The organism is Flavobacterium bomense, assembly GCF_003970355.1.
Genome location: NZ_RYDJ01000008.1, coordinates 107,112 through 131,171 on the forward strand (window position 1 = coordinate 107,112; position 24,060 = coordinate 131,171).

General features: G+C 34.2%; 22 protein-coding genes. 6 read left to right on the top strand and 16 right to left on the bottom strand.

Annotated elements, in window-relative coordinates:
- Window positions 1-36 precede the first annotated feature (36 nt).
- Window positions 37-537, bottom strand: a complete 501-nt coding sequence (locus EKL98_RS08780) for a hypothetical protein (RefSeq protein WP_126555469.1) — start codon at window positions 535-537, stop codon at window positions 37-39.
- Window positions 538-548: 11 nt separating this feature from the next.
- Window positions 549-1,313 (bottom strand): MBL fold metallo-hydrolase, encoded by a 765-nt coding sequence (locus tag EKL98_RS08785; RefSeq protein WP_126463392.1) that lies wholly within the window; start codon window positions 1,311-1,313, stop codon window positions 549-551.
- A 94-nt stretch (window positions 1,314-1,407) separates the two neighbouring features.
- Between EKL98_RS08785 and EKL98_RS08790 the strand changes: the two genes are divergently transcribed.
- Complete coding sequence (locus EKL98_RS08790) at window positions 1,408-2,871, top strand: TonB-dependent receptor (protein ID WP_126562080.1); 1,464 nt, start codon at window positions 1,408-1,410, stop codon at window positions 2,869-2,871.
- A gap of 144 nt (window positions 2,872-3,015) precedes the next feature.
- Here the strand turns inward: EKL98_RS08790 and bcp are convergent, their stop codons facing one another.
- Window positions 3,016-3,468 carry a thioredoxin-dependent thiol peroxidase gene (gene bcp, locus EKL98_RS08795; protein ID WP_126562081.1) on the bottom strand — a complete coding sequence of 151 codons (453 nt, stop codon included), beginning with the start codon at window positions 3,466-3,468 and terminating at the stop codon, window positions 3,016-3,018.
- Between the two features lie 77 nt (window positions 3,469-3,545).
- On the opposite strand from bcp, the gene EKL98_RS08800 reads away from it, so the two are divergent.
- Window positions 3,546-4,196 (top strand): endonuclease III domain-containing protein, encoded by a 651-nt coding sequence (locus tag EKL98_RS08800; protein ID WP_126562082.1) that lies wholly within the window; start codon window positions 3,546-3,548, stop codon window positions 4,194-4,196.
- 287 nt (window positions 4,197-4,483) lie between these two features.
- On the opposite strand, the gene EKL98_RS08805 is transcribed toward EKL98_RS08800, so the two are convergent.
- Window positions 4,484-5,068 (bottom strand): RNA polymerase sigma factor, encoded by a 585-nt coding sequence (locus tag EKL98_RS08805; protein WP_126562083.1) that lies wholly within the window; start codon window positions 5,066-5,068, stop codon window positions 4,484-4,486.
- A 226-nt stretch (window positions 5,069-5,294) separates the two neighbouring features.
- Window positions 5,295-5,630, bottom strand: coding sequence for a hypothetical protein (locus EKL98_RS08810; RefSeq protein ID WP_317125149.1), 336 nt, complete (start codon window positions 5,628-5,630; stop codon window positions 5,295-5,297).
- 224 nt (window positions 5,631-5,854) lie between these two features.
- Here EKL98_RS08810 and uvrA point away from each other — a divergent pair, with 224 nt between their 5' ends.
- Window positions 5,855-8,650, top strand: coding sequence for an excinuclease ABC subunit UvrA (gene uvrA / locus EKL98_RS08815; protein WP_126562084.1), 2,796 nt, complete (start codon window positions 5,855-5,857; stop codon window positions 8,648-8,650).
- Between the two features lie 3 nt (window positions 8,651-8,653).
- Here the strand turns inward: uvrA and EKL98_RS08820 are convergent, their stop codons facing one another.
- From EKL98_RS08820 to EKL98_RS08850, 7 genes are all read right to left on the bottom strand, one after another.
- A complete protein-coding gene (locus EKL98_RS08820) occupies window positions 8,654-8,953 on the bottom strand; it encodes a hypothetical protein (RefSeq protein ID WP_126555461.1) in 300 nt (99 codons plus the stop codon).
- A gap of 202 nt (window positions 8,954-9,155) precedes the next feature.
- Window positions 9,156-10,616, bottom strand: a complete 1,461-nt coding sequence (locus tag EKL98_RS08825; RefSeq protein ID WP_126562085.1) for a lipopolysaccharide biosynthesis protein — start codon at window positions 10,614-10,616, stop codon at window positions 9,156-9,158.
- A 41-nt stretch (window positions 10,617-10,657) separates the two neighbouring features.
- Window positions 10,658-11,947 carry a glycosyltransferase family 4 protein gene (locus tag EKL98_RS08830; RefSeq protein ID WP_126562086.1) on the bottom strand — a complete coding sequence of 430 codons (1,290 nt, stop codon included), beginning with the start codon at window positions 11,945-11,947 and terminating at the stop codon, window positions 10,658-10,660.
- A 2-nt stretch (window positions 11,948-11,949) separates the two neighbouring features.
- Window positions 11,950-12,177, bottom strand: a complete 228-nt coding sequence (locus EKL98_RS08835) for a hypothetical protein (protein ID WP_126463410.1) — start codon at window positions 12,175-12,177, stop codon at window positions 11,950-11,952.
- 274 nt (window positions 12,178-12,451) lie between these two features.
- Window positions 12,452-12,655, bottom strand: coding sequence for a hypothetical protein (locus tag EKL98_RS18055; protein WP_233579320.1), 204 nt, complete (start codon window positions 12,653-12,655; stop codon window positions 12,452-12,454).
- A gap of 235 nt (window positions 12,656-12,890) precedes the next feature.
- Window positions 12,891-15,311: a YfhO family protein gene (locus EKL98_RS08845; protein WP_126555452.1), complete on the bottom strand. Its 2,421-nt coding sequence runs from the start codon at window positions 15,309-15,311 to the stop codon at window positions 12,891-12,893.
- Window positions 15,312-15,359: 48 nt separating this feature from the next.
- Window positions 15,360-15,644 (bottom strand): DUF4834 family protein, encoded by a 285-nt coding sequence (locus EKL98_RS08850; protein WP_126455421.1) that lies wholly within the window; start codon window positions 15,642-15,644, stop codon window positions 15,360-15,362.
- A gap of 123 nt (window positions 15,645-15,767) precedes the next feature.
- Between EKL98_RS08850 and EKL98_RS08855 the strand changes: the two genes are divergently transcribed.
- Complete coding sequence (locus tag EKL98_RS08855; protein ID WP_197037254.1) at window positions 15,768-16,652, top strand: transporter; 885 nt, start codon at window positions 15,768-15,770, stop codon at window positions 16,650-16,652.
- Between the two features lie 110 nt (window positions 16,653-16,762).
- Here the strand turns inward: EKL98_RS08855 and EKL98_RS08860 are convergent, their stop codons facing one another.
- Complete coding sequence (locus tag EKL98_RS08860) at window positions 16,763-17,695, bottom strand: peptidylprolyl isomerase (RefSeq protein WP_126455419.1); 933 nt, start codon at window positions 17,693-17,695, stop codon at window positions 16,763-16,765.
- 224 nt (window positions 17,696-17,919) lie between these two features.
- On the opposite strand from EKL98_RS08860, the gene EKL98_RS08865 reads away from it, so the two are divergent.
- Complete coding sequence (locus tag EKL98_RS08865) at window positions 17,920-20,439, top strand: M14 family metallopeptidase (protein ID WP_126562087.1); 2,520 nt, start codon at window positions 17,920-17,922, stop codon at window positions 20,437-20,439.
- 88 nt (window positions 20,440-20,527) lie between these two features.
- Here EKL98_RS08865 and EKL98_RS08870 read toward each other — a convergent pair whose 3' ends face one another.
- Together EKL98_RS08870 and EKL98_RS08875 are read right to left on the bottom strand one after the other, a co-directional pair.
- Complete coding sequence (locus tag EKL98_RS08870; protein ID WP_126562088.1) at window positions 20,528-21,706, bottom strand: MFS transporter; 1,179 nt, start codon at window positions 21,704-21,706, stop codon at window positions 20,528-20,530.
- A 143-nt stretch (window positions 21,707-21,849) separates the two neighbouring features.
- On the bottom strand, window positions 21,850-22,386 hold the full coding sequence (locus EKL98_RS08875; RefSeq protein WP_126562089.1) for a lipocalin family protein: 537 nt from the start codon (window positions 22,384-22,386) through the stop codon (window positions 21,850-21,852).
- A gap of 419 nt (window positions 22,387-22,805) precedes the next feature.
- Here EKL98_RS08875 and EKL98_RS08880 point away from each other — a divergent pair, with 419 nt between their 5' ends.
- Window positions 22,806-23,336, top strand: a complete 531-nt coding sequence (locus EKL98_RS08880) for a GNAT family N-acetyltransferase (RefSeq protein ID WP_126555440.1) — start codon at window positions 22,806-22,808, stop codon at window positions 23,334-23,336.
- A gap of 108 nt (window positions 23,337-23,444) precedes the next feature.
- Here EKL98_RS08880 and EKL98_RS08885 read toward each other — a convergent pair whose 3' ends face one another.
- Window positions 23,445-24,002: a DUF4494 domain-containing protein gene (locus EKL98_RS08885; protein WP_126455916.1), complete on the bottom strand. Its 558-nt coding sequence runs from the start codon at window positions 24,000-24,002 to the stop codon at window positions 23,445-23,447.
- Between the last annotated feature and the right edge of the window lie 58 nt (window positions 24,003-24,060).

The following is a 24,060-nucleotide window of genomic DNA, read 5'->3' on the forward strand; positions in this document are numbered from 1 at the left end:
TATTCAGGTCTTTATAAACGGAATACGGCACCTTAATTATTTTTGGTACAACAACGATTGATTGACCTCAAAAGAAATACTTTTATCTTCATTGACAAAATATTTCAACAAAACTTCACCCCAAATTTCACCATCACTATAATCAGCAATAATCCATCTGTGGTTTAGTATTTTGACTTTGTTAATAATAAATTTATTTGTGCTAATTTGATCTTGACCCGTATACGGATTTCCCTTTGGGTTGGCGTTCAAATCCAATAATTTTTCAGTGACGAAAGGAATCAATTTCTCGTATTGAATTGTTTTGTTAGCGCTTGTAGTATCAAAATAATTTTGAGCATTCTCATTTTTTTCCAAAGAAAAATAGTTGGCATCCACTAATTGATTCGAAACCAAACTCAGACTGTCTCTTAATTTTTTAGTGGTTTTTTCATATCTAGTTTGCTCAAATACTACTTGTTTACTCAAAAACATATACGTAAAAACAGTAGAAAGCACAGCCAGAATAGTAAGGTACAGGAATAATGAATTTTTCATTTTAAATATAATTAAATTTTAATTTCTAGATTATCATAGGCGAGATAAACATGCTCGGGGAGATTTTTTTGAACCTCCTCGTGATACCCCATGATATGACTAATATGTGTAAGATAGGCTTTTTCTGGTTGGACCAAAGCTATAAAATCCAACGCTTCTTTTAAATTGAAATGCGTTTCATGAGACTCTTCCCGTAAAGCATTTACAACCAATACCTTTAGATTTTTTAACTTGACTATTTCACTTTTTTCAATAGTTTTCACATCCGTTAAGTAGGCAAAATCATCAATTCGATACCCAAAAACCTGAAGATTTCCATGCATGACACTGATGGGGACAACCGTTTTGTTGCCAATGGCAAATGACTGGTTGTTGACAACTTCAATAGTTGTAACAGAAGGCGCACCGGGATATTTATTGACCGTTTCAAAAACATAATCGAAACGTCTTTTTAGATTAGTTATAACCCGTTGATGTGCATAAATTGGAATTTCTCCTTGTTTGAAATTAAAAGGCCGAATATCATCGATTCCTGCGGTATGATCCGCATGTTCATGAGTAAATAAAATACCATCTACTTTCTGGCAATTTGACGCAAGCATTTGCTGTCTGAAATCAGGTCCGCAATCAATTACAAAAGAATAATTCTCCCAAGAAATCCATACAGAGACGCGCAGTCTTTTATCTTTAGAATCAGAGCTTTTACAAACAGGATGATTACTACCAATAACAGGAATGCCTTGTGATGTACCAGTTCCTAAAAAATATACCGTCAACTTTCTTTATTTTATTTGCAAAAATAGGGTTAATTCCCTTTCATTAGAAACCTATTTAACTAACTTTACAAAATATTAGCCATATTAAAAGAAAATGGATACAGAAATAAAATTAAAAGGTGATAAAATCATCGAACAAATCCCTTCAGTCAAAGATAAAGCACTTCGTATCAATTTGAACGAAAATATCTATGGAACTTTTGCAGAAATTGGCGCTGGACAGGAAACTGTAAGACATTTTTTTAGATCTGGTGGATCGTCAGGTACAATTGCAAAAGCAATGTCAGCCTATGACAAAGACTTTAGCGATGCCGTTTATGGAATTGAAGAGGACGGTCGTTATGTGACTGAAAGTCGACTCAAAAAAATGCTTTCTCATGAAGTAAATCTAATAGAAAAAAGGCTAAGCAGAGAAAAACATCCTAATAAAATGTTTTTTAGCTATGCGAATACCGTGGCCACTATTGACTTTGCCAAACAATTCAAAGGACATGGCTGGGTTGGTATTAGTTATCAAATTGAGCCGGATGAGGATTATAATGAAATTATTCTTCACATTCGATTTAAAGAAACTGATGTGCGTTTGCAACAGGAAACATTGGGTATTCTGGGCGTAAATTTAATTTACGGGGCGTATTACAAATACAATGATCCCAAACGTCTCTTGCGTTATTTGTATGACCATTTAGACAAAGATCAATTAGAAATAGACACCATAAATTTCTCAGGTCCACGTTTTGCTGATGTTGACAATCGTTTGATGAGTTTACAATTAGTCAAAAATGGAATGACTGATGCCGTTATGTTTAATCCTGATGGAATAAACATACTTCCTGCTGCTATATTATACAAGAAAAACATCCTTGCTTTTAGGGGTAGTTTTCGTCCCGTTACAAAAGTCAACATGGACATGTATGAGAAATCATTAAAAATGTTTTTAAATGAGAACAAGGTCAGTCCGGAAAACACATTAGTGATTTTTGAAATTACATTATCCAACCTACGATCTGATGGAGAAATCGATGAAAGAGATTTTATGGATCGAGCTGAATTACTCTGTTCACTTGGACAAACCGTAATGATTTCAAATTTTCAGGAATATTACAAGGTAGTGGAGTATTTTGCGAATTATACCAAAGCCAGAATGGGATTAGCCATGGGTGTGAATAATTTAATAGATATTTTTGACGAGAAATATTACCGTCATTTAAGTGGCGGAATTCTGGAAGCTTTCGGGAAATTATTCTACCGCGACATGAAAGTATTCTTGTATCCAATGATTGGGGAAAATGGAGAAATAATCACCTCCGAAAATTTAAAAGTACACCCAAGAATGAAAGAACTCTATAAATTCTTTAAATTCAACGGAAAAGTAGTTGATATAGATGATTATGACCCCTCTATTTTAGAGGTGTTCTCTCGTGAAGTTTTAAATATGATTAATAATGGAAAGCCCGGTTGGGAAACAATGCTTCCCCCTGGTATTGCAGAAATAATTAAGGAACACAGACTTTTTGGATTTGATCCTACTAAAGTTTTGAAGGAAATCAATTCGTGAATCAGTAGTCAAATTTTGAGTTAAATTAAAAACAAAGTCCAGAGCTGGGGTCAATTAAAACCGCAGATCTGGACTTTGTTTATTATTAAAAGTTGGTTTGCATTTATATTTGCAAATGCAATAAAGGATGACACCACGGAATCCTTATTTTAGTATCTGAGCAGCATGCACTTTGGTTTTTACAGCCGAGATAACCTCATCAATAATCCCGTTTTCATCAATTACAAAAGTAGTCCTGTGGATCCCGTCATACTCTTTTCCCATAAATTTCTTGGGACCCCAAACCCCAAAAGCCTGTATCACTGATTTGTCTTCATCTGCAAGTAATGGAAAAGGAAAGTTATACTTTTCCTTAAACTTGGCCTGTGCTTTTTGAGCATCGGCACTAACGCCCAGAAGAGCATAATTGTTTGCTTCAAATCGCTCGAAATTATCTCTTAAGTCACAAGCCTCAGCTGTACATCCTGGCGTATTTGCTTTTGGATAAAAGAAAATTACTAATTTTTTACCTGCATAATCTGTTAATTGATGTAATTTTCCATCTTGATCCAGACCTGAAAAATCAGGTGCTTTATCTCCTTTTTTTAATGTTGTCATTATTTTTATTGATTTGAATTTGAATTTTGCTAATGCCGCCGAAATTGTTTTTCTTTACCAATCAAATTTAATAAATAATGAATAAACAGGAACGTGTAATTTTTATTATAAATACGTTAAAAAAACTATATCCTACGATTCCAATTCCCTTGGATCATAAAGACCCGTATACGTTGCTGATTGCCGTTTTATTATCCGCACAATGTACGGATATTCAAGTAAATAAAATCACTCCTTTACTTTTTGCAAAAGCAGATAATCCGTTTGATATGATCAAAATGTCTGTCGAAGAAATTAAGGAAATCATTCGGCCTTGTGGCTTATCGCCAATGAAATCAAAAGGAATTCATGGTTTATCCCATATATTAATTGACAAACATGGCGGAAAAGTACCTCAGAGTTTTGAATTTCTGGAAGAATTACCCGCGGTAGGACATAAAACGGCCAGTGTTGTGATGTCCCAAGCTTTTGGAGTTCCAGCCTTTCCGGTTGACACACACATTCATCGCTTGATGTACCGCTGGAATTTAACCAATGGGAAAAACGTAGTTCAAACAGAGAAAGATGCTAAACGCCTTTTTCCTGAAGCAATTTGGAATGACCTGCATCTTCAAATTATTTGGTACGGAAGAGAATATTCTCCGGCTCGTGGCTGGGATTTAGATCAGGATATTATTACTAAAACTATTGGCCGAAAAACGGTTATTGATACATATTATAAAAAATAAAGTATGCTAAAAAACCGCTGCTTCCAAATGGAATAAGCGGTTTTCTAGTCTTTTACAATCCAAATAAAATAGGAAAGCTGCTATTTCTTGGTCAATTCGATATAATTTCGAAATTTTTATTGTCTATTTTCAGTATGCTTAACGCCTTAGAATAGCTTAATAAAAAAGAAATTGTTTCTTTACTGGGTTTCATTGTTTGAGAAACTAATGATTTTTTTGAGTAAGTTTTTGCCATAGAGTAATACAAATTTGTTTTCTATTACAACGCAGCAAGTTTCAGTATATTGTCAATTAGTCAAAACAATTTGGTGTTTATCAATCACTTTTCTCAAATTCATCAAAGCGTAACGCATTCTCCCTAAGGCGGTATTGATACTCACTCCTGTTGTCTCTGAAATTTCCTTAAAACTCATATCCTGGTACATTCGCATCACCAAAACTTCTTTTTGATCAGCAGGAAGTTCTTCTATTAGTTTTTTTAAATCCAGTTCGACTTGTTCCGATATTATTTTGTTTTCTATGGTCAACGAATCATCGGACATAATTGAGAAAATGGAAAACTCTTCCGTTTCTCTGAACATGGGCATTTTTTTAGTTTTTCGGTAATGATCAACAACCAGATTATGGGAAATACGCATTACCCAAGGTAAAAATTTACCTTCTTCATTATACGAATTTGATTTTAAAGTTTTTATTACTTTGATAAAAGTATCCTGAAAAATGTCTTTGGTAATATCTCTATCCGGAATTTTAGAATATATAAAACCAAAAATTTTTGATTCATGCCTTTTTATCAATTTAGCTAAGGCATCCTCATTACCTGAGATGTATTCCTTTACCAATAATGCGTCAGGGAGTTGTATATTAACCATAATTATACTTTTTAGTTTTTAATTAAAATTGGAGAGTTTTCTCTAAAAAGTAGTTTTGTATATAGGCTAAAGAGTTTTTAGGTTTATTAAAGTTTTCAAATTTAACCAATTATTATTTTAAGATCCAAGTAAAATTAATATAAATTAACAGATGTTCATTGAAATTTGTTAAAATTTTTCTTGTTTTTTCACATTTACAACACAAATAGCATGCCGATGAATACATTCAAGTTGTTTGTAATTTCAAAATATTTAGCAGAATAATCAAATTCGCCAATTTTATTTCTAAAACTCCACTAATTATTCGTTTTTTCCAAAACTGAAATTCCATATAACAACCAGTAAAAATCTTATTTCCAATCACTTTTACAGAACGAACAATAGTTTCATTTGGTGATGGATACAATTCCCAATTAGATCCATTAAATTCTAATAATCCCTCATTGTTTGCAAAGAAAACATAATGATTTTGATCTTGAGAAATCATCCAGTTTTGATTTCCTGCACCATAAGTAGTAGAGAAATATTTTACAATTGGCGGTAGCTCTTGCGAAAAACACAAAAAGATATTAAAAAAAGAAAAATGTATAATTTTGTTTTCAAAAGTTCTTGTTATTAATTTTTCAAAAATAAAATTAATAATAGTATTTATTTATTGGATTGAAAACATTAAAACGATACAAGAAGAAAAGCACTTTTCAACCGTGCTTTTTATGATTATTTGTGAGTTGTTCATTCCCTTTTCTCTGTTCAAAATTGATTACTTTTGTAAAAATTATCATTTTTATGCAAGTTGACCTTTCGAAACTAGATCCAAAGAAAAATATTATTATAAAAGGAGCGCAAGTACACAACCTAAAAAATGTAGACGTCGCCATTCCCCGCAATAAATTAGTGGTTATCACGGGACTTTCGGGTTCTGGAAAATCAAGCTTGGCTTTTGATACTTTATATGCCGAAGGGCAACGCCGTTATGTAGAAAGTTTATCTTCGTATGCGAGACAATTTCTTGGACGATTGGATAAACCAAAAGTGGAATACATCAAAGGAATTGCTCCGGCAATTGCTATTGAACAAAAGGTGAATACTACCAATGCCCGCTCTACTGTAGGAACCTCAACCGAAATATACGATTATGTAAAATTGCTTTTTGCCAGAATTGGACGCACGTATTCGCCTATTTCTGGTCGGGAAGTCAAAAAAAATAACGTTACCGATGTCGTTACCGATGTCAAAACATTTGCAATAAACAGCAAATGGTTGCTGCTTGCTCCGATTCATCTGGAAGAAGGACGCAAACTGGAAGACAAACTAAAGGTCCTATTACAGCAAGGTTTTGCCCGAATATTAGTGAATAACGAAATGGTTCGTCTGGACGACTTACCGGATTCACTAGATAAAAAAGAAATATTCTTAATCATTGACCGAATTGTAGTCAATCACGATACTTCCGGAGAAGAAGAATTCTACAATCGTCTTGCTGATGCGGTGCAAACTGCTTTCTTTGAAGGAAAAGGGATCTGCCATTTACAAGAATTAAACGCTGATAAAAAGTATTCCTACTCCAATAATTTTGAGTTGGATGGTATTACATTTCTAGAACCCAACGTTCATTTGTTCAGCTTCAATAATCCGTATGGAGCATGTCCCGTTTGTGAAGGATATGGAAATATTATAGGAATTGATTCCGAATTAGTCGTGCCAAATACCACTTTGTCTGTTTATGAAAACGCAATCTTCCCTTGGCGAGGAGAAAGTATGAGCTGGTTTCGCGACGAATTAGTAAATAATGCCTACAAATTTGATTTTCCAATACACAAACCGTATTATGAGTTGTCTGAGGATCAAAAAGAACTAATTTGGAATGGAAATAGCTACTTTCAAGGGCTGAATGATTTTTTTAAAGAACTGGAAGAAAAAAATTATAAAATTCAAAACAGAGTAATGCTTTCGCGCTATCGAGGCAAAACCAAATGCCATTCCTGCAAAGGAAAACGCTTGAGAGTAGAAGCTTCCTACGTGAAAATAAACGCAAAAACGGTTTCTGATTTAGTTGATTTACCGATTAAACATCTGGTAACCTTTTTCGAAAACATTGATTTAGATGTGTATGAAAAGCAAATTGCGAAGCGATTAATGGTTGAAATCAACAACCGTCTATCGTTTTTAACCGAAGTAGGATTAGACTACCTTACATTAAACAGAAATTCTGCAACACTTTCTGGAGGTGAATCACAACGCATCAACTTAGCCACTTCATTAGGGAGCAGCTTAGTGGGTTCAATGTATATCTTGGATGAACCCAGTATTGGTTTACATCCAAAAGATACAGAACGTTTGATAAAAGTATTGTTATCGTTACGCGATTTAGGCAATACGGTCATTGTGGTAGAACACGATGAGGATATCATGAAAGCCGCTGATATGATTATTGATATAGGTCCGGAAGCAGGAACTTTAGGCGGGCATTTAGTCGCGCAGGGAACCTATGATGAAATACTAAAATCTACTTCACTTACAGCAAAATATCTAAACGGTGATTTAGAAATTACCGTCCCTAAAAAACGAAGACTTTTCAAGAATTTTATAGACATAAAAGGAGCACGAGAAAATAATTTACAAAATATTGATGTTACTTTTCCACTGGATGTATTAACGGTTATTACAGGAGTTTCTGGAAGTGGAAAAAGTACGCTTGTTAAGAAAATCCTTTTTCCGGCCATGCAAAAAAAGTTGGAAAACGCAGGTGAAAAAGCAGGACAATTTACTGAAATGACCGGTTCTTTTGCTCAAATTAAACACATAGAATACGTAGATCAAAACCCAATAGGAAGAAGTTCCCGTTCTAATCCGGTGACGTATATCAAGGCGTATGATGATATCCGAGAATTGTATGCTAAACAAAAACTATCAACGATTAGAGGCTATCAAGCCAAACATTTTTCTTTTAATGTTGATGGAGGGAGATGTGAAACATGTAAAGGGGAAGGTGCTATCAACGTAGAAATGGTTTTTATGGCTGATGTACAATTACCTTGTGAAACCTGCAACGGGAAACGATTCAAAAAAGAAGTACTGGAAGTAGCTTTTGAAAGCAAAAACATTCATGATATTCTTACAATGACCATAGACGATGCGATTGCGTTTTTCAATACTAATAAACAACCTAAAATAACTCAAAAATTACAGCCTTTGCAAGATGTGGGATTGGGATATGTTCAATTAGGCCAATCATCTTCTACTCTGTCCGGAGGCGAAGCCCAACGAATAAAACTGGCTTCATTCTTAGTGAAAGGAGCTACAAAAGACAAAGCCTTATTTGTTTTTGACGAACCTACAACGGGACTGCACTTTCATGACATCAAAAAATTATTAGCGTCTTTCGATGCATTGATTGATAAAGGACATTCAATTATTGTTATTGAACACAACCTTGATTTAATAAAATGTGCGGATTGGATTATTGATTTGGGGCCTGAGGGCGGGGAAAATGGCGGGAAATTATTGGCGGTAGGAACTCCGGAACAAGTTGTTAAAATAAAAGAATCTGTTACGGGAAAATATTTGAAAGATAAATTATAAATATTATCCCATATAACATTTCTCTTCAAAAGTATTTCCATCTTCATCAATAGCTACAAGTATTTTTTTAGCTTTTGAGGAAACCTGTGTAATATAAATCCAGGCGATGGACCACAGTCCTAATGTAATGCAACAGATACAAAAATTAAAAAGATGATCTACTTTTTGTCTTTTTTTTAATAAAATAGCGAAGGGCAACTTGTCGTTTCGTTCCAACACTATAAATCCATGGTTGGTTTTATTTTCCAGGATGGAGGAAAACTTTATAAAATTCTCCTCGGTTATACTTGTATTGCTTTTCATATTATTTCAGATAATTTATCTCTAATTTTTTTACTAGTAGTGACAAAATGACGTTTACAAAAATAATGGCAATTTTAGAACTTCACAATACCCACTTTTAGTGATATTTTGCATTTCTATTTTTTATTAAATATAAAAAAAATAATTATAAATACATGAAAATAAGTGACTTAATACGTAACAATCCGAAAATAAATAATATTTAGGTGAATTTTTTTATAACCAAATTCAGAGCTTCGTTTATCTCTATTGAAATAACAAACTTGTAATTAATATAAATATATAAAATGGCTACTAAAATAGATTTTAATCCTATGCTTATGATTGGATGAAAAGGAAATTCCCAGAAATAAAACATCAAGAACAATACAAAAGTTATCGCAAGAGAATATAATGTCTGTATTGTAAACGGATACAAGTGCATACGCTTGACTACAAAAAGCAGTTTAGCCAAACTATACAGCGTTATTGATAACAAAGTAGCTACTGCAGTTCCTGTTATAGCATATCTTGGTATAAAAAACATATTCAGTCCTATTGTTAGAAAAACAAGTAATAAACCTAAAAACAAGACCATACGGTAGTATTTTGAATTAAAAATAATAGCATTATTATTTCCTAAAATCAAATCAAAATATTTAGAAATCCCAATCAAAAATACCACTAGAATTCCTCCACTATACTCTTTTGGAACCATTATATACAACTGGTTGATATTGACAAAAATACACAGCATTACAAAACCACCTACAACTTGCAGATTAATTGAAGTCTTTTTGTACAAATCATTTAATTCATCCTGTTTATTCTCATGCATTAACTTAGCCGTTATGGGATATGTAATTTGATGCATCGCCCTACTGGGAACTGCTATGACAGATGCAATATAAGTAGCAACGGAATAATAGGCTATATTCTCAATTTTAATGTATTGATTCAGCATAATTTTATCAATATCCAACAACATAACCGCAACACTACCTGATAAAATAATGAAAAAAGTATATACTAAAACATCTTTCACATTTTGAGGAATGGAAAACTGAAATACAGGTTTTTTTATTCGGAAAGCATAAAACATCGTTATAGCAAAAGCCAGAAAATAAATAATAGCAGTAACATAAATAAATTGTACCACTGTAATCCATTTATAATAGACTCCAATCAAAGCAAATAAAGAAAATAATCTTAGCCCTACCTCTTTCACAAAATTTCCAAAAACCGAATGCATGTGCACTCTGGCCCAAGCATAAAAAATCTCGAAATAAGCCATACTAAGTCCTATAAATGGAATAAGCCATAAATAATCTTTAACTACAGGATTTTCTTTGCTCAAGTATAATGAAATAGGTTCAAAAAAGAATAATCCAATCAATACTAAAGGGATACACAACAAGAAAGGAATTAGTACAGTAAACGAGAGAAACTTGGAGCGTTCTTCTTCTGTTTTATACTGAGTATAAAACTTCACCAACGTATTTTGCATACCAAAAGCCAATAAAGGCATAATGATATTTGCCCAAGAAAGAATGTAGTTTGTTAAGGCATAAAATACTGTTCCTAAAAAAAACGGATACAAATAAAGTGTATTTATTGCCCCAATACCAAAACCAAAATAGGTAATTATTGTATTCTTTAAAGATTGATTTAATACTATTCCCATTTCTTTATCATTGCGAGACACAAAGCAATCTCACTTTTAATTTATATTTTATTAAGCAGTTCAACCAATTCTTTGGTAAGATTTTTTCTGGAATAACGCTGTAATCCAACTCCATTTACTTGCAATTTACCTTCCAAAAACTGATTATAAAAGTCCAAAATTACACTTTTAAGTTTCATTTTCTCCGAATAATCAAAAAATATGCCTGTGTTGGTAGTGGTAATAATTTCGGCAAAATCAGAACCTTTGGGACCAATTGCAATAATTGGACGGTTGGAAACCATATATTCAAATAATTTCCCAGGGATAATGCTTTTAGTCTCTTGAGAATTAATTTCGACAAGCAACAAAACCTGGGATTTTCTTTGATGTGCAATCGCTTCTGCATGCGAAACATACCCCAAATTATTCAAATAGGAATTTAACCCGAATTGTGTCATAGTTTCCAAAACTTCTTGACTGACTGCTCCGATTAGCTTTATTTCTACATGCGATTTGAACTCCGGAATCTCATGAATCAATTCAACCAAACTCTCCCATAAAATCAGAGGATTTCTCTCGGAAAGAAAAGAACCAATGTGCGCCAAAGAAAATTTAGAATCTAACGCTTGTTTTTCGACTTGCTCCGTATCATACCCATTGGTAATTACCGCAATGGGCTTATTTGTAATCGCTACAAATTCAGTTTTAGTAGTTTTACTCGTGACTATAATGGTATCGGCTGTATTCAAAACCTGGTGTTCTAGTGCTTTGTGTTTTTTAGCAGCAAAACTCGACAATCGCAAGGATTTGTGATAACCAATAGTGGTCCATGGATCCCTGAAATCAGCAAACCATTTTAAATCTAATTTCTGTTTTAATTCCATTCCAATAAGATGCAGACTGTGCGGTGGTCCGGAAGTAACTATGGTATCAATATTGCTTTCTACAATATATTTCTCCAGATAAGCAACTGATGGTTTTACCCAAAAAACACGTGCATCTGGAATAAAAAGATTCCCGCGAATCCAAAGAAAAGTTTTGTCTAAAAAAGATTGCTTTTTCTGATTTGGAATAATCCCGGAACTGATTTTTTGGGTTTTGTTTTTCGAAAGAAACGAAGCCAGTTGATACGGTTCAAAAATTTTCTGTTTCAAAATAATGGTCTTATCTGAAACTTCTTTAACCAAGTTTTCATCAACAATAGGATACGTTGGATTCTCCGGAATATACACAATCGGCTGAATGCCAAAATCTGGCAAATACTTAACAAACTTTAGCCAACGTTGTACCCCAGGTCCTCCAGCCGGTGGCCAATAATAGGTAATTATTAAAATTTTTTTTGGTTCCAAGTTTAGGATTTTGTTGTAATTGATTTTAAATCCGTAAAAAACAAAGTACTGTTTTGATACAATCCTTTTGAAATAATGTAAAAAGCCGGTAAAGCGGGGATTACTGAATAATATTTAAATTTGTCAGGTATAAATAAGTAAATACCAAACAATACTCCAAAAATAAAACCTAATAAAAAAAGTAACAACAATATTTGTTGAAACGATTTTAAACCGAATAATTCTATCATAATTTTAATAAATATTTTTGTTATTTAGTTTCTCCAACTCTTCAATATCTAGTTGATCTTTAAGTCTATTAGCTGCTTTTTTGGAAATAATCAAATTATCATAATCAATAAAAAACACTGGAATTCCATCTATATCTATGATATTTGCTTTTTCTAAAAGTACTACAAAAGGCTAATTTTCTAAACCTTTAACAGAAGTCATAATATCCAATCTAAAATTAATATTTAGAGTGAAATCTGTCCGACCCGGAATAAATTGCATTGTATTAATACTTTAAAAATCACCTAAACCAATTTGTTTGATCGCATTTCTTAAATTTCCACGATTAGCAATCGTATCTTCAATGAAAATATCAATATCTCCTGTGTTTCTTCCGTAGCCGTAAATATTTACTGCAAATCCACCGATAGTTAAATAGTTTACCTTGTTTTCTGACAAGTACTTCCAAACATCTATTATTTGTTTATGCATATTCATTTCAAATTATTTTGATTTTGAATATTTCTTTGCTGCCTTTAATAAACAAGATATTTCGATTATTGCCATCAGTTTTTCAAAACGTTGCTGATAAGTCAATCCTCTTGTTTCCTCAACATATCTAGCCTCCTTTACTGTTGATGTTCGTGATTTAATTTGACTTTACCCATTGCATTAAAAATTTAGAATGTATTCGAAATTTATTAGATCAAATTTACAAATAAATATCAGACAGCTAACGCCTTTTTTTTCTTTCAAAATAAATCCCACCAATCAAAAGCAACAACATTCCTATGGAACTTACCAACGTAATCGTGCTTCCGGTTTTTATAACTTGAGGTTCAAACTTGAATTCTATTTTGTGTTGCCCCCCTGGAAGAACTAGTGCTCTCAATACATAATCAACAGGGAAATGAACTGTTTTTACGCCATCAACATAGGCATTCCATCCCTTTTCATAATATATTTCAGAAAAAACTGCTAAAGCATATTTAGTATTATTAGCAGTATATTTAAGATAATTGGGTTTGTAAACATCTAATTGAATGGTTCCACTGGTATCCCATCTCCTTTTCAATCCAACATTTCTAAACTTAGATCCATGCTCATGCCGGTTAAATATTGCGACATCTTTAGTATCTAGTTGTCCTAAAGATTTCATCTCATCATCAGGGGTATTAACTACTTTCACACTGCTTACAAACCAGGCATTCCCATTGGCATTTGGGTTCGAAGTTGGAAATTCTTTTCCTTCCTTATCCGTCTGAATTACATACTTGACATTTAGCATGTTTAGGATTTCCATATTATTATTGGCAATTTGATAATCAAATAATTGTTGCATTCTTCGCGGCTTCACGGCACTGTAGCCACCAATTGATTTATGAAAATAAGAAGCACGTGCGCTGGACAAGTTTCCACTTACTTCAAAAACTCTGTAATGAGTTGTATCCTTGAGAATTTCAACATCGGAAGCTGTTTCCTGAAATGGGACTTCCACTTCCCTGCCGCTGACAAAATCTTTTCCTGACACATAATTTTTATCAACAAAAAACAAATCAAAAACCATCAATAAGCCTACAAGTATAATAGCGGTTTTCTGAGCAAACCTATCTTTAATAAACAACCATAAAATACCCGCTGTAATTACTATCAAGAAACCAGATCGCAATAAATCAGCACTATACAAACTCATTCGGTCCTGTTTTAAGGCATTAACAAAGTCAGGTCCGTAACTTTGTTGATAATACGCATCATTACCTCCAGAGAAACTGAACATACTTTTACTAAAAAACAAGATCAGTATTAATCCCAGCCCTAAAACACCGGTCTCCATTACGGCTTTCTTTTGTAGTTTTTTGTCCAATGTAAAGAAAGACTGCAATCCCATAATAGCCAGAACAGGAAAACACAATTCAAGAATAACTTGTATGGAGGAAACTGCTCTAAATTTATTGTACATAGGAATATAGTCAATAAAAAAATCAGTCACTAAAGGAAGATTCTTCCCCCATGAAAGTATCAAAGCAACTACAGCTCCAGAAAGGAATACATATTTTATTTTGCGTGTATCAATAAACAAGGCCATAATAGCCAAAAAGAAAACCACTATACCAATGTATGCGGGAGCAGCAACTATGGGTTGATCTCCCCAATAGGTTGGCATTCCTGAAACAAAATCAGTTGCTTGATCTTCTGGTACGCCCTTGCCCACCATTAGTTCAAACATATTACTGTCTTTTCCTACTGCCTCATTATTTGAGCCTCCAAAAAGTCGGGGCGCTATCAGATTAAAACTTTCCATAATTCCATAACTGTATTCCGTTATGTACTCATACGTCAAGGCGCTATTACTATCCTTTTTTGAACCATCAGGATTAAAGGTTAATTCACTTTTCCCTCGAGTACTAAAATCTGCATATTCGGCAGTAGCTAATAAATTAGTCGCATTGGTGCCAATAGCAAATATTCCCGCAACCGCAAGTATTCCAAATGAATACAGTAGCGATTTATAGTCTTTTTCTTTTACTTGCTGGTACACAAAATATATAGAAAGAATCAATAAGAAAATCAATAAATAATAGGTCATCTGGAAGTGATTCGCATTGATTTCTAATGCTGTCGCAAAAAGCGTAATCAAACCTCCAAGAATATATTTTTTTTGAAACACCAAAATAAATCCAGCAATAACCAGTGGCATATACGCAATAGCGTGTGCTTTAGCATTATGACCAACTCCAAGAATAATTATCAAATAGGTAGATAAACCAAAGGCTAATGCACCAAAAAAGGCTTTTAAAGGATCCACTTTTAATACCAGCATCAAGCCATAAAATCCAAGAAAATATAAAAATAAATAATCCGCAGGACGCGGTAAAAATCGCAATGCATCGTCTATCGCACCAATATAATCGTGTGGATATTTTGCTCCTAGTTGATAGGTTGGCATACCTCCAAATGCGGAATTAGTCCAATACGGCTCCACATCATCGGTGGCTCTAAAGTCATTTTGCTCTTTGGCCATTCCTGTATATTGCACAATATCAGACTGGAAAATTTGCTTTCCTTGCAACACAGGATAAAAATATAGCAGAGAAATCACAACAAAACCAAGTATGGCTATGGCGTGTGGATAGAACTTATTTATTATTTTCAATGTAAAATGGTTTGGATTATAGTAAAAATGATGCTAATAATGACAAATTTAATCTATTTCTTCGTAATCTACATAATCGCCCACTTTTTTGGTTTCGCGTGGGTTTTTAGTGTTTGCTGTTGTGTAAAGAACTTCTTCCTCCTTAGATTGCGTTTTTTGCCACGTATTCTCTTGTGCATACTGCTGTTGCTTCTGCATGTTTTCGCCTGCTTTCTGCACTACTTTTTTTACTAATAATGGCAGAAATAATTTAGCCAAAAATCTAAAAATATAATAGAAAGCAATCATATAAAAAAGTGCTTTTATAAAACCCGTAAATGAAGCTGTTTGCATATAAGTGTAATTTTTTCCAAAATTAATAAATCAACTGTTCAAAATTAAACTATCTCTCTTAAATAAATAATAAAATATAGTACATTTGAAAAGCGTTGTTACTTTTTAACTAAAAAAAATAAGATGTCCAAAATCAAAATCTTACTAATTGTAGCTCTCTCAATGATTCCAAGTATTCATTATGGGCAACATACGGATCAAATCAATTCGAACAGACCGGGTGAAACCATGTCGGCTTTTGCTGTTGGAAAGTCTGTTATCCAAATAGAAACTGGTGTTTACGGGATCAAACAAAACCATCGTTTATTGAACTATGATGCAAACGGTTTTGGGATTGATGCCACATTGCGATGGGGATTATTCATGGAAAAGCTGGAATTGATAGCCGATATACAATACCAAAACGAACTGTACACTTCTTTATTCAACAAAAGCAATCGTGCAGACTTCAAGCAAACGGTTCTGGGAGCTAAATATTTAGTGTATGATCCTTTCCGTAATTATGAAAAAAAAACAAACCTATACAGCTGGAAAGCCAATCGCAGTTTTGACTGGCACCAACTAATACCTGCTGTATCTGTGTTTGCAGGAGCTAATTTTACAATGGCAGACAATCCGTATTCTTTTTCCACTGAATCCGGTATATCTCCAAAAATTATGTTGATTACCCAAAATCATTTAGGTGATGGCAGGTGGGTTTTTGTAACGAATATCATTGCTGACTATATTACAACTGATTTCCCGAGTTATGGCTACGTGGTAACTTTGACTAGAGGGTTTAATGACAAATGGTCTGGATTTGTAGAAAATCAGGGGTTCAAAAGTGATTTTTACAGCGATGCAATTGTTCGTGGTGGCGCTGCTTATTTGTTAAATAAAGACATGCAAATTGATGCCTCAATAAGTACAAGTCTTAAAGATACTCCATCTGCACTGTATGGAGGTATTGGTTTTTCCTGGCGCTATGATGCCAATTACCAAGAAGTAAGAATAAATATTGACAATTAAGTATTCCGATAAAAAAGCCTTAAAAATAAGCGGTATAAAAGAATCCCAAAACTTTCGTTTTGGGATTCTTTGTATTTGTCTTTTCTAGTCGCTGAAAAGAGTACTAAAAACTATTTTACTTCCATCAATTCTACATCAAAAATCAAAGTAGCATTTGGCGGAATTGCTCCTCCGGCACCACGAGATCCATACCCTAAATGAGATGGAATCACAAAACGTGCTTTGTCACCTACACGCAACAAGGCAATTCCTTCATCCCAACCCTCAATAACCTGACCTTGCCCCAATCTAAATTCGATTGGTTTTTTTCTTGGATAAGAGGAATCAAACACTTTTCCATTCTCTAATGAACCTTCATAGTGAACAGCAACGGTTTTTCCGCTTTCTGCTTTTTTACCTTCTCCTCTTTGGATGAATTGGTAACGCAGTCCACTTTCTGTTTTTTCAAAACCCGCAGCTAATTTTTCCATCGCAGCTTCAGCATCAGCTTTCAAAGTGGCATCACGTTTGTTCCGTGATCCCTTAAAGCTAATAAAAGCTTCAATTGCATTCCAATTTTTAGCTTCATCTCCTACTCTAACGATCTCTAAAGTCTCTAAAACATCGCCTTGAGCGATAGCATCAACGACATCCTGACCTTCAACTACATGACCAAAAACAGTATGCTTATTATCCAGCCATTCCGTAGGAATGTGTGTAATGTAAAATTGAGAACCATTCGTTCCTGGTCCTGAATTGGCCATCGCCAAAACACCCGGACGATCATGTTTTAGACTTGGATGAAACTCATCATCAAATTTGTACCCTGGATCTCCAGTTCCTGTTCCTTGTGGACAACCGCCTTGTACCATAAAATCAGGAATTACTCTGTGAAATTTTAATCCATTATAAAACTTAACTCCTTGTGGTTTAACTTTATTTTCTAAGTTACCTTCTGCTAATCCTACAAAGTTCCCAACTGTACCAGGAGTCAAATCGTGTGTTAGTTTTACTAAAACAGCCCCTTTTGTGGTGTTGAACTTAGCATATATTCCGTTTTCCATTGCTTTTTAATTTTTATTGAAATGCAAATTTACAAAATTAATTTATTTGAACCTATTCACTAAAACGTTACATTTGATAAATCATCTTGAAATTTCTTCCAATTTTCTGTCTTAAAAAGGATCCTATTTAAAGCCACTTGAAATTTAATCTTTGATGTAATTCTAACACAACCTGTATTCAAATGATTCTTTTTATACCGTCACCACTAAAAACCTATTTATCTATGAAATCTATTTATTACCTTTTATTCTTTTTTAGTTTCATTTGCAATGCGCAAGAAAGACCAGTACCGCTAGCGTATTTTTTGCCGCAAAACGAAACGTACAATGACAAAATTCCGACACCTAAAAGTGTTTTTAATTTTGAATTAGGAGAAATGCATACTGATCACAATCAAGTAGTTCGCTTTATGGAAGCTATTGCAAAAGCTTCTGACAGAGTGCAAATAGAAACAACCGGTTACACTTATGAAAACCGTCCACTACAATTACTTACCATTTCAAGTCCTGAAAATTTAGCAAAAATTGATGAAATTCATAGAAAACACCTCGCTTTATCGGATTCAGATACTAATGCTTCGGATGTATCTAATTTGCCTATCGTACTCTATTTAGGCTATTCAATCCATGGAAATGAATCCAGCGGAACCGGTGCCGCAATTGCTCTGGCCTATTATCTTACAGCCTCAGAAAGTCCTGAACTAAAAAAAATGCTGGATAATACGATTATTCTATTAGATCCAAGTTTAAATCCAGATGGTTTGCATCGTTTTTCAACTTGGGTGAACAGCCATAAAAGTAAAAACTTAGTAACAGATCCTAATGACCGAGAATTTAATGAAGCATGGCCAGGCGGAAGATTTAATCACTACTGGTTTGACATGAACAGAGACTGGCTTCCCGTTCAACTTCCAGAAAGTCAGGCGCGCATTAGGACTTTCAGGAAATGGATGCCAAATGTATTGTGTGATTTTCACGAAATGGGAACTAATTCGACTTACTTTTTTCAGCCGGGAGTTCAAAGTCGCACCAACCCACTCACTCCTGAATTAAACCAAAAACTAACCAAAAAAATTGCAGGCTACCATGCCAAAGCATTGGATAAAATTGGAAGTTTTTATTATGTCGAAGATGGTTTTGATGACTTTTATTACGGCAAAGGATCTACCTATCCTGACATCAATGGAGGTATCGGTATTTTATTTGAACAAGCGAGTTCAAGAGGACATGCCCAACAAAGCGTAAACGGAATAATCACTTTTCCATTTACCATCAAAAATCAATTTACAACCAGCTTGTCATCAGTACAGGCTGCGTATGAAATGCGAAAAGAGTTGCTAGAATACCAACGCGATTTTTTTACTAATTCCAGTGCCGAAAGTAAAAGAAACAAAACAAAAGGCTATGTATTTGGAGACGAAAAAGATGCTACTAAAGTTCAAGAACTCGCCAAAATACTAAGCCAGCATAAAATTGAAATGCTGCAATTGAAAGAAGACATCACCATCAACAAAAAGAAATTCAGTAAAGATTTGAGTATTATTATTCCCATGGAACAAAAAAACTCAAAGCTCATACACGCTATTTTTGATAGACAAACCAAGTTCAAAGACAGTATCTTTTATGACATTTCAGCATGGAATTTTGATCTGGCTTTCAATTTAAATTTTGAGGAACTGAATTCCCTTTCACAAGCCGGGGCACGTTACGAAAATGTATTGAAACCCGGAACGGTCAATCAAAAAAGTGATGTAGGATACCTAATCGAATGGACAGACTACAATTCTCCTAAACTTTTATACCAATTACAGGCCAAAGGACTGCGTATAAAAACCACTAAGAAACCATTTGTCCACAACGGAAAAACTTTTTCCTATGGGAGTTTGTTAGTACCTGTTCAGAATCAGACAATGAGTTCAGATGAAATGTATGCGTACCTGAACCAAATTATCCCGGAATACGCTATTGCTATTACCGCCGTAGAAACCGGGTTTACTGATGGTGCCAATTTAGGAAATCCCAATCTAGTCAATCTTACCATGCCTAAAGTAGCTATGGTCGTGGGACGTGGTGTTGATCCATCAGATGCGGGAGAATTATGGCATTTATTTGATCAAAAAGCACAAATTCCATTGACTAAAATAGATATGGAACAACTACAAAGAGTGACTCTAAGTGGTTATACGACTTTGATCATGGTCAATGGAAATTATGGTGGACTTTCACCAGCTACAGCAGCTAAAATAGAGCAATGGACTCAAAGTGGAGGAACTTTAATTGCGTATCAGGATGCTATTAAATGGCTGAATGATAGTAAATTAATTGAATTAACTTTGAAAACTACTAAAAATGAAGCTAAAGCAATTTCATTTGAACAAACTAGTGATTTCAAGGGAGCACAAGAGATTGGCGGGGCAATATTTGAAACCAGATTAGATTTATCACATCCTATTAATTATGGAATGCCACGAAATACGATGCCTATTTTCAGAAACTCCTCTATTTTTATTGAACCCAATAAAAACAGTTTTGGTAATCCAATCCAGTATACTAAAAATCCATTGTTGAGCGGTTACATTTCGAAACCAAAACTGGAGTTGTTAAAAGAAACCGTACCGTTTCAAGCCATTCGAAAAGGAGATGGAGCTATTTTAATTTTCACAGACAATACTAATTTCCGAGCCTTCTGGCTGGGAACAGAAAAATTATTTTGGAATGCTGTTTTCTTTGGCAAACTCATGTAAAAAACTATTTTTTTTTTTAAAGTATTTCAGAGTATTATAAAAAAAGCGCAAAGTCAAAATACTTTGCGCTTTTTTTATAATACTCAATTCATTGTACTTTTTGCACTTTGTCTTTGCGTTTATAAGTAACTGCATACACAGTTAATGCTAATAATGACAAAATAATGCAACCCAAAGTAACAGCCTTCCAGCCTCCATATTTCCATAACATCAAACCATAAGCTGAACCTGCCGCGGTTCCTAAAAAACTAAACGACATATACACGGTGTTCATACGGTTTCGTGCCTCTGGAAGTATTGAATATACACGGGTTTGATTTGAAATATGAACACTTTGTAAACCAATATCAATACAGACAATCCCTATAATTATTCCGATAATACTTTGTGCTGAAAAATAAAAAATAACAAAACTGACTAACATCAATAAACTGCCATATCCCACAACAACTCTAGAACTGCCTTTGTCTCCGATTTTACCTACCAAAGGTGCCGCTAATGCTCCGGAAGCGCCCACCACGCCAAAAAGACCTATTGTTGCGCTATTAAAATGAAAAGGATCATCAGAAAGCAATAACACCATTGTGGTCCAAAACGCTCCAAATTGAGCAAAACAAAATACATTCATCACGGTTGCTTCTCGCAATAACGGTTGGGTTTTTATCAAAGTATAAAGCGATTGGATTAATTGCGCATAAGTTCCCCCGAATACTGGTTGATTGAATGGAAATTGCTTGTAGATTACAAAAAAAATAAAAAGACATATTCCGGCGGCTATCCAAAACATGGCTCGCCAGCCCCAAATATCTCCAATAAAGCCGCTAAGGGTTCTAGACAATAATATCCCCACAAGCAAACCACTCATAATGGTCCCTACCACTTTACCCCGTTCTTCCGGCTTACTCAAAGAGGCAGCCAAAGGTAAAATCAATTGTGGCACTATAGAAGTAATACCTATAAGTAATGAAGCAATTTCTAGCACCACAAAACTTTGGGCAGTAGCCGCAATAATCAAGGCTATTACTGAGGCAAAAGTGGTGATTAAAATCTGTTTTTTACGTTCAATCTTATCGCCAAGCGGAACCATAAAAAAAAGTCCAATAGCATAACCTGCTTGCGTCAGGTAGGTTATTGTACCGGAATCCGTTACGGGGATTTTAAATTCGGATGCTATTAAAATAATTAAGGGTTGGCAATAATAGAGGTTGGCAACAATAAGTCCAGTGCAGGCTGCCATAAACAAAACACTTGATTTGGATAAATTCATGTGACAAAAATACTATTCTAATTTTTCCTGAAAAAATTAATAAATATTTTTTTTCATACATTCCTGCACAATTTACGGCATCAATTGGAACGTACTAAGTACCAATTATTGAAAATAAGCAAGTACGTTTTCAATTGTATCAATTAATTGTGTTGGACCCAAATGAGCTGGGAAGTATTGTAGCCAAGGTCTTGTGCTGTTTTTAGATACTCTTGTTTTATATTTTGAGGCATTGTTTTATCTCGTGAAAGAAACCATAAATTCTTAAGACTTCTCCCAGCCATCAAAGCATATTTATAATCCGAATCAAGTGCTATAATGGTGTACCCTGAATAAAATGGACCAAAAAAAGAAACTTTTAATTTTCCGGTGTTTGAGTCGCCCACAAACTTAACCTTGCCTGTAGCTGCAACGTATTTGTTCTTTATAAAATTAAAACCCCGATTTATCACTTTAAGACTTCCATCCTTATTGAGTGAATATTTAGCTGTGGTATTGTTTAAATTTTTTTCAAAAACAAAATCCAGCCGTGCAATTTCGTACCAGTTGCCTAGAAATTTGTCTTTATCAAAATTTTGTATTGCCTTTACCTTTTTAGGTGTAGAGTGGCACAGATTCATTACGAATAAAGTTACTGAGAGCAATGTTAGACTTCCTAAGGCCAGAATTTTCTTTTTCATGATCTATCTTTAGATATCAAAATTCAGAAATAAAAAACTGTAAATCAATACAATTTAGAATACTTTAGGATTTGTTTTGGGTATTGCGCTCGAATAATTTACACACTTATGAAACATAAAAAACGTATTTTATCTATTGACAAATAGTGTTAGATGCCCACCACCGCTATCATTGTTAAATTTGACTCTAGTTTAATTTCAGGAATTGCTGTAGTCTTTTTTTTATTCAACAGTTCTGTTCTGTCATTCCATAAACGTTCCAGAAGTTGATTCATTTGTACTCTACAGCTTCTTTTGAGTATAAAAAAACACTCTTTTATAGACCAAAGCTAAAAAAAAACGAAAAATAAAACCTAATTTAGTACCCTTTGTAAGCGGCAGAAATACTTTAGCGAATACCCTAAAAAACTTAAATTACGATGATCAAGTATCACTTTAGAAAAGCAGAATCCTCTGAGATATCTCCAATATGGGAGATATTACAACAAGCTATCATTCGAAGAAAAAAAGACGGCAGCAATCAATGGCAAGACGGTTACCCAAATCCAGAGGTTGTACAAAAAGATATAGAAAAAGGGGAAGGATTTGTTTTGGTTGAAGGAGAAACCATCATTGGCTATAGTGCGGTATTAATCAATGACGAGCCTGCTTATGAGAAAATTGAAGGAAACTGGTTAACCAATGATGATTTTGTTGTACTGCACCGCGTAGCTATTGCTGAAAAGTATTTAGGCAAAGGCTTGGCTAAAATGATTCTCAGACACATTGAGGATTTTGCGGTAAGCAACCTCATTTACAGCATAAAAGCAGACACCAATTTTGACAACATTGCCATGATAAAAATTTTTGAAAGTTCAGGTTATACCTATTGTGGTGAAGTTTATTTTAGAGGAAGCCCACGAAAAGCATACGAGAAAGTCTTGGCTAGACAGAACCAATTGGAATTATAAAAAACTTAGTATTAAAATTTAAAAACCGCAAATTCGCAGATAAAAACAGTTAGCAACGGTTTCTATAATTTGCGAATTTGCGGTGAGTTTTATTTAATACAATTTGTCTTAAACTGCAACTTCTTCTTCAAGTGCGGTTTCAAATTCCATGTGATCTTCTATCTCGACAGTTGCTTCCGGTTTAGAAGCTTTGATTGCATTGAACCTTTCTAATTGTTCCAATTCTCCTTCTTCTCCACTGAAATACGGAAAAACATCCATAATAGGAGATTCTGAAATAGCAGGAATCGTATAATCTCCCATCGTGCCTTTCATCACACTGATAGTATTATCATAAGCCTCTTTTACCTCATTGGCTTGCACTAATAAATACATATTGGTCTTGCGTTCTTTGCCACTTTCTTCGTCATAGGCGAGTAATGAAACTTTAGATCTAAACCAGCGATCTGCATTTTCAAAAGGATGAATCTCAGCATAATTAGCCACTTTTATATTCGTGATTTTGAATTCTTCACTGATATACGCTGACATTTCTTCATTAATTCGGCTTTCGGCTTCTGTGTAAGATAACGCATCTACCAAGTAGGGTTCGGTCGTAATTTTTTGCCCGCCAGTTTCATCTGTTTTTCTATATTTCACTTTGCATTCGTACCAAGTTGTGCTCATTTTATTTTATTTTTAGGATGTCAAAGATAGATTTTAAAGGAAACTAAATTTACTATTC